The organism is Clostridioides sp. ZZV14-6345 (assembly GCF_020657775.1).
Lineage (GTDB): Bacteria > Bacillota > Clostridia > Peptostreptococcales > Peptostreptococcaceae > Clostridioides > Clostridioides difficile_D.
In genome coordinates this window covers 76,107-86,674 of record NZ_JAGWCX010000005.1, presented here as the reverse complement: position 1 = coordinate 86,674, position 10,568 = coordinate 76,107, and the positions used below count along the sequence as shown (strand labels likewise).

The 10,568-nt window shown below is 27.8% G+C and carries 10 protein-coding genes and 1 other annotated feature; of the genes, 5 read left to right on the top strand and 5 right to left on the bottom strand.

Features of this window, described 5'->3' with window-relative positions; genetic code table 11:
- Positions 1-110: 110 nt before the first annotated feature.
- On the bottom strand, positions 111-401 hold the full coding sequence (locus tag KGF39_RS02450; protein ID WP_227821054.1) for a DUF3796 domain-containing protein: 291 nt from the start codon (positions 399-401) through the stop codon (positions 111-113).
- Positions 402-591: 190 nt separating this feature from the next.
- Here KGF39_RS02450 and KGF39_RS02445 point away from each other — a divergent pair, with 190 nt between their 5' ends.
- A complete protein-coding gene (locus tag KGF39_RS02445; protein ID WP_054273564.1) occupies positions 592-1,410 on the top strand; it encodes a MerR family transcriptional regulator in 819 nt (272 codons plus the stop codon).
- A 132-nt stretch (positions 1,411-1,542) separates the two neighbouring features.
- Here the strand turns inward: KGF39_RS02445 and feoB are convergent, their stop codons facing one another.
- From feoB to KGF39_RS02430, 3 genes are all read right to left on the bottom strand, one after another.
- A complete protein-coding gene (gene feoB, locus KGF39_RS02440; RefSeq protein ID WP_227821053.1) occupies positions 1,543-3,663 on the bottom strand; it encodes a ferrous iron transport protein B in 2,121 nt (706 codons plus the stop codon).
- A 25-nt stretch (positions 3,664-3,688) separates the two neighbouring features.
- Entirely contained in the window at positions 3,689-3,916 is a 228-nt protein-coding gene (locus KGF39_RS02435) for a FeoA family protein (RefSeq protein ID WP_054273505.1), read from the bottom strand.
- A gap of 325 nt (positions 3,917-4,241) precedes the next feature.
- Positions 4,242-4,682 carry a GNAT family N-acetyltransferase gene (locus tag KGF39_RS02430; protein WP_107594527.1) on the bottom strand — a complete coding sequence of 147 codons (441 nt, stop codon included), beginning with the start codon at positions 4,680-4,682 and terminating at the stop codon, positions 4,242-4,244.
- Between the two features lie 174 nt (positions 4,683-4,856).
- Between KGF39_RS02430 and KGF39_RS02425 the strand changes: the two genes are divergently transcribed.
- Positions 4,857-5,825, top strand: coding sequence for a DUF2232 domain-containing protein (locus KGF39_RS02425; protein WP_227821052.1), 969 nt, complete (start codon positions 4,857-4,859; stop codon positions 5,823-5,825).
- Between the two features lie 151 nt (positions 5,826-5,976).
- Positions 5,977-6,230, top strand: a binding site (T-box leader).
- 71 nt (positions 6,231-6,301) lie between these two features.
- Positions 6,302-7,510, top strand: coding sequence for a tyrosine--tRNA ligase (tyrS, locus tag KGF39_RS02420; RefSeq protein ID WP_227821051.1), 1,209 nt, complete (start codon positions 6,302-6,304; stop codon positions 7,508-7,510).
- A 54-nt stretch (positions 7,511-7,564) separates the two neighbouring features.
- Here tyrS and KGF39_RS02415 read toward each other — a convergent pair whose 3' ends face one another.
- Positions 7,565-8,446: a polysaccharide deacetylase family protein gene (locus tag KGF39_RS02415; RefSeq protein ID WP_227821050.1), complete on the bottom strand. Its 882-nt coding sequence runs from the start codon at positions 8,444-8,446 to the stop codon at positions 7,565-7,567.
- Positions 8,447-8,832: 386 nt separating this feature from the next.
- Between KGF39_RS02415 and KGF39_RS02410 the strand changes: the two genes are divergently transcribed.
- Together KGF39_RS02410 and KGF39_RS02405 are read left to right on the top strand one after the other, a co-directional pair.
- The gene (locus tag KGF39_RS02410) at positions 8,833-9,777 is read left to right on the top strand and encodes a DMT family transporter (RefSeq protein ID WP_227821049.1); all 945 of its coding nucleotides are present in this window, start codon (positions 8,833-8,835) and stop codon (positions 9,775-9,777) included.
- A 222-nt stretch (positions 9,778-9,999) separates the two neighbouring features.
- Positions 10,000-10,545 carry an NADH peroxidase gene (locus KGF39_RS02405; protein ID WP_009889371.1) on the top strand — a complete coding sequence of 182 codons (546 nt, stop codon included), beginning with the start codon at positions 10,000-10,002 and terminating at the stop codon, positions 10,543-10,545.
- The last annotated feature ends 23 nt before the right edge of the window (positions 10,546-10,568 follow it).

Below are 10,568 nucleotides of genomic sequence, written 5' to 3'. Positions count from 1 at the left end.
AGATATACTTGATTTACTTGTGTATCACCACAAATACTATTGTATCATAGATTAATAAAAATGTCTACTTAATTATATTTTTTAGTTAACATTTTTTGTTTCTCTTAAGATTAAAAATATACTTTTTCCTCTAAAATATAAAGTTTTATAGCATAAACATTTAAAGTAATTGCATATGCAGCTGATAACAAAACACACATTAATTCTACATTTCTAGATACTATAGTAATACACCATAAAATAAATAATTCTATAACAGCAAACTGTCCTGTAAATGCCATAGCTGACTTTTCATCTTCTACATACCTTTCATCTGCTTTATCACCATTTATTTTTGCTATAATAAAGTTTGAGAAAAAAGCAAAAAATCCAATGTATGTAAGGTAAACAATATTATTCAATACAATTGTGGGTTTGAATCAATCACAACATTAGTAAGAGGAGAAAGCTTTTGGTCATTCAATTCCGTTGTTCAATCTTAAAACATTTTAAATAAATTTTATTAAAAATAAAGATATATTGACACTTTAACGTTATAATAAAGAATATAGTAACTATATAGATTATAAAAAGATAAGGAGTGTATAACCCTTGGAAAAACAGTATTTTACTACAGGAGAATTCGCCAAGTTGTGTGGAATATCTAAACAGACATTAATTTTTTATGATAAAATAGGGATTTTTTCTCCTGAATATAAAGATAAAAATAATTATAGATATTACTCAGTCTATCAATATGATACATTGGACATATTACAATCACTAAGAGAAATAGGAATGAGTTTAGAAGAAATAAAAGAATATATACAAAATAGAAGTCCTCAACTTTGTGTGAAAATGCTTAGAGAAGAAGAAAAAAAGATAAGAGAAAAAATAAAAAAATTAAGAAAGATAAGTTTTAAGATGCAAAATAGAATAAATATAACGGTCGAAGGAATTTCTAGGATGAATAGTGAAGAAATTTATATATCTAAAAGATGTGAGGAATACTTAGTGTTGTCAAGTGACTTAAGCAGTATGAGTAATGGAGATTTTATGATGGAGTTAATAGATTTTACTAATTACTGTAAATCAAAAAATTTGTATCAAGGATATGAGTTGGGAGTAATAGTAAGTAATGAAAATATAAAAAATGGAGACTATTTAAGCATATCAAGTTTTTATTTGAAAATAGATAGAAAAATAAAGGATAAAAAGTTATATATAAAACCAGAGGGAATGTATGCATGTATAAATCATACTGGAAAATATGAGGATTCATATAAATCTTATGAAAAATTAAAAAAATATATATATGAGAACGAATATAAAATTATTGGAAATTCATATGAAGAGAGTGTACTTGACTTCTTCTGTGAAAGTAATGAAGATAATTATATGACCGAGATTTCAATACAAGTATCTAGATAAGAATTAAAATAGAGATATATTCAAATGTTAAGTAATTATACTTATCATTGAATATACCTCTATGTTTTATAATAAAGTATATAAATCTTTAAATGGTGTTTATATGATACGTTTAATGCCAGTTAACACTAACTATATAAATAAATTATAAATTGTAGTTGTTAAAAAACAAACAACAAAAGCAAGTATAGTAGGCATTAAGAATCCTAAGGCAGTCCATTTTAAACTTCCAGTTTCCTTTTTTATTGTTAAAAGTGTTGTTGCACAAGGCCAGTGCAGTAAACTGAACAACATAACATTTAAAGCTGTCAAATAAGTCCATCCATGTTCTCTAAGAACTTGACCTAAAGCACTAAAACTATCTAATTCTATCATAGAACCAGTTGCTAGGTAAGCCATTAGAAGTATAGGCACAACTATCTCATTTGCTGGGAATCCAAGAATAAAAGCCATCAATATGAAACCATCAAGACCTATTAATTTAGCTAAAGGATCCAAAAAGTTTGCAACATGTGATAATATGCTTAAATCTCCTATATAGATATTTGCAAATATCCAAGTTATGACACCAGCAGGTATGGCTACCATTACAGCTCTTCCTAAAACAAATATTGTTCTATCTATTATAGAAGTATATAAAGTTCTTCCAATTTGAGGAACTCTGTAAGGTGGAAGTTCTAATGTAAATGTAGAAGGAACTCCTTTTAATAGCGTTTTAGAAAGAGTATAAGAAACTAACAATGTTATTATAACACCTAGAATTATCAGTAAAGTTATACAAAGTGCAGTTGCTACACTAGATATAAAAGAGCTAGTTATAACTGAACTAAAAAATATTGTAGATATAGCAATTAAAGTAGGAAAACGACCATTACAAGGTACAAAGTTGTTTGTAAGTATAGCTATAAGTCTTTCCCTTGGAGAGTCAATTATTCTACAACCAATAACTCCAGCTGCATTACATCCAAATCCCATACACATAGTTAAGCATTGTTTACCATGTGCACAAGCTTTTTTAAATAGGTGGTCTAAGTTAAATGCAACTCTTGGCAAATATCCAAAATCCTCAAGCAAGGTAAATAGAGGAAAGAATATTGCCATAGGAGGTAGCATTACAGAGATTACCCACGCTAATGTTCTGTATAATCCTAAAACCAACATATCGCTTAACCACGATGGACAGTTAATACTATTTAATACACTTGAAATACTTGGCTCAAATCCGAGTAATAAATTAGATAATAAAGTGGATGGATAGTTAGCACCTTCTATAGTAATCCACAGGATAGTACCTAACAATAAGAGCATTATTGGAAGCCCAAATATTTTAGATGTCAATATTTTATCTACTTTTTCTTCTCTATCTGTTGATTTTTTAGCAACATTAGAACAACACTTATCACTCAGTTTTTTAGCATAATCATAGTTGATTTTAGTAAATTCATCCCTTATTTTCTGTTTATTTATATCACTTGGAATCTTTTTCTTTACTTCATTAATAGCATTTATTGAATCTTTATCTACATAATTACTCATAGATTCAAATATACTTTCATCACCATCAATAAGTCTAAGACCCAACCATCTAGAATTTATACCTGGTATAATATTATCTAATTCTGGTTGAATTGATTTTACCATATCTTCTATATTTTCACTGTATTTAACAGGTTTATTATTTAACTTATATTTATCAAAAGATACATCATTTAAAGTATCTAATAGTTCATCCATACCAGAACCATTTCTTGCAGCAGTTAAAATAACTGGAATACCAAGAGAATTCTCTAGAATCTCTTTATCAATAGTAATTCCTTTTTTTCTAGCTTCATCTATTAAATTTATACATAAAATAACTTTATCTGTAAGTTCCATCACTTGAAATACTAAGTTTAAATTTCTTTCAAGACATGTAGCATCACATACTACTATTACTGCATCAGGATTGCCAAAACATATAAAATCACGAGCCACAATTTCTTCTTGTGATAAGGCGAATAAAGAATATGTTCCTGGTAAATCTATTAATGCATATTCGGCATTTTTATATTTAAAATTACCACGAGCTGTAGCTACAGTTTTTCCTGGCCAATTTCCAGTATGCTGTCTAAGCCCTGTAAGATGATTAAATACAGTACTTTTACCTGTATTTGGATTACCAGCCAATGCAATTACAAACTGGTCTTCTTTGTTGTCTATATCAAACATGTCTTTTAAAGAACTCATTTTAGTTGAGTTATGTGTCAACCCCATATTAATATCCTCCTGCTAGAAAATTTTAAATGTCAGAAACTAATATTAAGCTACTTTCTTCTTGTCGTAGAGCTATCTTACTGCCTCTGATTTTATAGACGGTTAAATTATTTTTTGGACCTTTTCTAACTACATCTATAACAGCTCCTCTAGTAAGACCAAGCGCTAACATTCTTTCTCTTAAATTACCACTAGACAATATATCTTCAACTTTGACAGATTTTTTCACTTGAATATCGTTAAGGTTTTTCATAGTAGCACCTCCATGCATGAAATTTAGCCTGAGCTAATCTTCTTATTCTAAACTATGCATTATATTACTACCTTGTTACTTTTACAAAAAAAGATAGGCAAGATGCCTATCACAAAGTTGGGTATAATTCTTACTTTTGGGGAAAGTAGAATATAGAATAAAAATTAACACTTTGAATCTATATAATTATTGAATTTTGATAATAAAAAAATCAGAAAGCAAAAGCCTCCTGACTCTATGTAAGGTATTTTCAAATACCTAAATATCAATTCAATATATATAATTTATGCTTAAATTATATATTAACAATATTAGCTTGTCAACACTATAATCTCATTTTGATATGCTCAATGCCTGCCTCATCATATACTTCTGATATCTCCTTAAAACCACAAGATAAGTAAAGGTTCTTTATATAAGCTTGTGCTGATAAAGTTATATTATTTTCATGTAAATTAACTTTTATAAAATCTATAGCACAATCCATCATTTGTTTTGCTAAGCCCTTTTTCCTATGACTAGAAAGAACTAGAACTCTACCAATAGAAACATCATTATAAGAACTGTATTCTTTAGGAATTATTCTAGCATAAGCACAAATCAATCCATTATCTTTTAAAAATATGTGATAAGAGTTTTTATCTATATCATCATAATCGTTTAAGGAAAATATCTTTTGCTCACAAGCAAATACCTCATATCTTGATTTTGCTATTTCATAAAATTCATCTAAACTCAAATCATTAAAGTGTTTAATTTTAAACATAGTAATTACCCCCCCTAGTATATTATAAAACTGAATATTAAGATATATTATATCATTTCTAACATAAATACTTTCATTAAAATTTATATTTATTAAAAATCTTTTAGAAAAGTGATATACTATATTAAAAATAAAACTTTAGTTAGAAAATTTATAATTTATGGAGGCTGTGTTTTGAATATTACTAAAAAATTAACTGAAGCAGCTTTATTGTCATCTTTATTCATAGTAGTAACAATTATAGCTGTAGGTACTGGATTTGGATATGCTATTTATTTAGATTTTATAGTACCAGTATTTTTTTGTATAATCTGCTTGAAATGTGATTTAAAGTATACTATTTTATCTGGAATTACTTCAATTTTAATAATTTCTCTAGTACTTGGAAATCTAGGAACTGGTATTTGGGCAAGTCAAAGTGTATTGCTTGGTACAATGTGTGGTTATCTAATAAATAAACCAACAATGGTTATGGACGATTTAGTATATGGCTCAATATTTGGAGTTATTGTAATGGTTTTCATTGATATATATGTTTCAGCACTAATAGGTTATAGTTTTATGAAAGAATTTCAAGGATATAGTAAATTGATTTATTTTAATGGATATACAAATTTTATTTATTATTTGATGATAGCATTATTTCCTTTTGGGATGGTGTTTTGCATATATTTATTAAGTTTGATTTTGGGGAATAAATTGCATATTTTAGACTCTAATTCCTTAAAAAAGTTTTTAATATTTAAGAATTTTAGAAGTTTAAATCAATTTCTGTGTTGTTCAAAGAAAGTTTTTTACATATGTGTTTCTTATTTAGTCATTTTTCAAGTTGTAAAGCTATTGAATATTAAGGTTGATTTTGTTTATTTAAAAACAATCTTCATATCAACTGCCTATCTATGTGTCTATTTTATTATTAGAGATTCATGTATGTCACTGCAAAATTTTATGATAGCAAAATTTAAAAAATTATTGTATGCTAGAATTTCTTTTTTAATAATAATTTTATTATTGTTTTTTATGTTTAATGTAACTGTTATCAGTTTAATAATTATAAATGCATTTTTAAATAAGAAAATAAATATAAGATTGAGTCAGAGTAATATCGTCAATAAACAAATAAATATTTTAATTGAAAAATAAACCTTAGGTTTTGGTAAAAAATATAAAAAAATAGTATAATGTAAAAAAACATGTGTATAATAATAAAAAAGGTTGACAAAATATAAAAATAATAATATATTATGAGTAAGTTAAGAAAAATTTCTTGTAATTGATGAAATAATCTGAATATGCAAATGCTATGAAGAGAAGAAGTAGGCCTAGATTTTATTTAACAGAGAGTTCCAGTTTGGTGAGATGGAATAAATTGATTTAGTTTGAATACATCTCAGAGCAATATCTCTGAAAGATAACAACCATTAAGAGATATCGGATTAGTACACGTTATAGTACACGAGTATATGTAAATTGTACTCTAAGAGATTAGTATCGTGAGATATTGATGAACTAAGGTGGTAACACGTAAGCAAAGCTTTCGTCCTTTTAATAGGATGAAAGCTTTTTTTATTATAAAAATAAAATTATAGATTATATAAATATTTTAGGAGGAATGAAAAATGAAATCGATAGACGAGCAAATGCGAATAATTATGAAGGGTGTAGACGATTTAATAGATGAAAAAGAGTTAAGAGAAAAGCTTATTAAATCAGAAAAAGAAGGAAAACCTATGATAGTAAAATTGGGTCTAGACCCAAGTGCTCCAGATATACATTTAGGGCATACAGTAGTTCTTAGAAAGATGAAACAATTACAAGATTTAGGTCATCAAATAGTGATAATAATTGGAGATTTTACAGGAAAAATTGGAGACCCAACTGGAAAGTCTAAGGCTAGAAAAGCTTTAACAACAGAGCAAGTTCTTGCAAATGCAAAAACTTATGAAGAACAAATTTTCAAAGTTTTAGATAAAGAAAAAACTAGCGTAAGATTTAATAGTGAGTGGTTAGCTAAATTAAATTTTGAAGATGTAATAAAATTAGCTGCAACTATTACTGTTGCAAGAATGTTAGAAAGAGAAGATTTTAAAAAGAGATATGAAGGACAAATGCCGATATCAGTACATGAATTCTTCTATCCATTAATGCAAGCATATGATTCTATAGCATTAGAAGCTGATATAGAACTTGGAGGAACTGACCAAAGATTTAATTTACTAATGGGAAGATCATTACAAAGAGAATTTGGTATGGAGTCTCAAATAGTAATAATGATGCCTTTAATAGAAGGATTAGATGGAAAAGAAAAAATGAGTAAGAGTTTAGGTAACTACATTGGAATAGATGAAGAAGCGGGAATAATGTACCAAAAATCTATGGAAATTCCTGATGAGCTTATAATTAAATACTATAATTTAGTAACTGATGTTCATCCTGATGAAGTTAATAAAATAGAATCTCAGTTAAAAGAGGGTTCAGTAAACCCAAGAGATATAAAAATGAATTTAGCAAGAGAAATAGTAACATTATATCATGGAGAAGAATCTGCTAAAGAAGCTGAAGAAAGATTTAAATCTGTATTCCAAAAAGGTCAAATACCTGAAGATATACAAACAATTCAAGCTAATGAAGATGGATTTGATTTAATTGAAGTATTAGTTGCTAATGAAATTGTTAAGAGTAAGAGTGAAGTTAGAAGATTAGCTTCTCAAGGTGGAATAAAGGTAAATGGTGAGAAAGTAGAGGACTTAAGTACTATTGTAAAAGAAAGTGAATTAGTTGTTCAAATAGGAAAGAAAAAATTTGTGAAAATTGAGCTAGTAAAATAAAATAAAAGCAAGTTCATTGAGTATAAAAGTATAATCAATGAACTTACTTTTTTATTATATTAAAGTTTTAAATTGATAACCATTGTCTTTAAAATATGTTATAATTTGGTCTAATGAATTTACTGTCTCTTGCTTGCCATAAGTATCATGCATTAAAAGAACGACCATTTCTTTACCTTCAGAAGATTTTTTTGCATGTTCAAATAACTCTTGAGCATTTTTCTTTTTACCTTCTGCATCAGCATTTAAAGCATTCCAATCGATTGATGCCATGTTTTTCTCTTTTAAGTAGTTTCCTAGAGGATCCATATTTTTCCATGACATATATCCACCTGGGCATCTAACTACTTTTGAGGAAAAATTCTTTCCTAAAACTTTTTTCATAGCTTCATCAGTTTTGTTGAGTTCATTTACGAATGTGTCAAGATTTAAACTTCTGCCGGGATACAGTTTTTTATAGTCATGAGTATAAGAGTGATGAGCTATTGCATTTCCTTCATAAAATGTTCTTTTTAAAATTTCATTAGCCCCTTTTCTTTCAAGAGAATCACCTTTAATGAAGAAAGTTCCTCTAACATCATGTCTTTTCAAGATATCTAGAACCTGTGGAGTATTAGTAGTAGATGGTCCATCATCAAATGTAAGAAAGACTATCTTTTCTCCATTGTTTGAATAGTCATATTTGCTAAGTTTGTCCCAAACTAATTTTGCATCATATCCATATTCTTTTGCGGCTTCTTTTTTTGCCCCAATAATAGGTTCATTTTTTTCTTTTTCAATTCTTTCTTTTTCTAATCTTTCGGCTTTAAGTCTTTCTTGAGTTTCTTTAATTTCTTTTTTTCTAGACATATCCGCCCATGCCATAGAAAAAATACCAATAACTATTACAACAATTATAGTAAGTGTAACAGTTTTCTTTTTTCTTTTTTTTACCATGATTACAGCATTCCCCCTTTTGTCGAACTGTATCAAAAATATATTACAATTATATCGAAGAACGTAGAAAAAGTAAACCGACAAAGTTGTAACTAAGATAACTAAAATGTAACTTATATGACATTATTTGCATAGTATTAAAGTATCATAGATATTAAAATTATCTATAAAAAAATTTAGTATAAGTAAAAAAGATATAAAAAATATAAAAATTTATTAAAAAGGTGTTTACAAAAAATGATTAATATATTACTGTTAAATAGTGGATACAAATTTGAGCTCAAAATGGATATAAATTTAGATTTAAAATACTGAAAAAATTTACTATATTAATTTATAGTAATGCTTATAGAAAAACTCTCTTGCTGTTTAGGGGGTTTATAATTTTGCAAAAAAATAAAAAGGAGGGGGCTTTATTGAAAAAATACTTTGGAGAAATAGGACTAATATTTATAGCAATTATATGGGGAAGTGGCTTTGTAGCAACCCAATTTGCATTAGACGGTGGGCTTACACCTCTACAAATCATAACTTTAAGATTTTTCTTGGCAGCTGTAATTATGAGTTTTCTGTTTTTTAAACAGATTCGTGCCAATATGGGAAAAAAATTATTAAAAGCAGGAGGACTTTTAGGAATATTTTTATTTCTAGCCTTCACAGTACAGACTATTGGACTTATGTACACTACGCCATCCAAGAATGCATTTATAACAGCAGCAAATGTTGTAATAGTTCCATTCATAGGATTCATAATTTATAGAAGGAAACTTGATAAGATAGGAATGATAAGTAGTTTAGTAGCTCTTATAGGGATAGGAATACTTTCTTTAGAAGCAGATTTCTCTATTAATTTTGGAGATTTACTAACACTTATATGCTCATTGGGATTTGCATTTCATATATTCTTTACAAGTGAATTTGCAAAAGATAACAACCCAATGGCATTGACAGCTGTTCAATTTACTGTAGCGTTTTTAATGTCTTTAATAGTTCAAACATTTGCAGGTCAATTAAAAATGGAAGCTGAATTATCTGGTTATATGGGAACTATGTACCTAGCTGTATTTAGTACTACAATTGGATTTTTGTTTCAAACTATATGTCAAAAAAGAGTTGATGGAACTAGGACAGCTATAATATTATCTACAGAAGCTGTATTTGGTACTATATTTTCTATAATAATTCTAAAGGAACTTATTACAGCAAAATTGGTTATTGGTAGCATCTTGATATTTGTTGCAATCATAACAGCAGAAACTAAATTATCTTTTTTAAAGAGCAAAAAAGTGAAACTTAAAGACTCAAAAGAGTCTTCATTAGAAAGTATTTAATAGGACAATTATTTCCTAATTAATCGAATAAATTATATATTATGTAGAAATTTGACATCAAAACTTGGTTGATACTGATGTTTCAAAGTGATAAAATTAATTAGGAAATAAATTTTATTTTTAGTGTTTAAACTACAAAGCCCGGGGTATATATATTCTTGTAGCAAGTTATTAAACTTAAAAATAAAAAATTAATTATATAAAATTGGGAGGAAGTTAATTATGAAAAAATTTGTTTGTACAGTATGTGGATATATACATGAAGGAGATGCTGCACCAGCACAATGTCCAGTATGTAAAGTTGGAGCTGATAAGTTTGAAGAAATGAAAGGCGAAATGGTTTGGGCTGATGAACATAGAATAGGAGTAGCTCAAGGTGTAGATGCAGAAATAATCGAAGGATTAAGAGCTAACTTTACTGGTGAATGTACAGAAGTAGGAATGTATTTAGCAATGAGTAGACAAGCTGATAGAGAAGGTTATCCAGAAGTAGCAGAGGCTTATAAGAGAATAGCTTTTGAAGAAGCTGAGCATGCTGCTAAATTTGCAGAACTTCTTGGAGAAGTTGTAGTTGCAGATACAAAAGAAAACTTAAGAGTTAGAGTTGATGCTGAGTATGGTGCAACTGATGGAAAATTAAAATTAGCTAAGAGAGCTAAAGAATTAGGATTAGATGCTATACATGATACAGTTCATGAAATGTGTAAAGATGAAGCTAGACATGGTAAAGCATTCTTAGGATTATTAAACAGACATTTTGGAAAATAATAATTAAAACAATAGATTAAAAG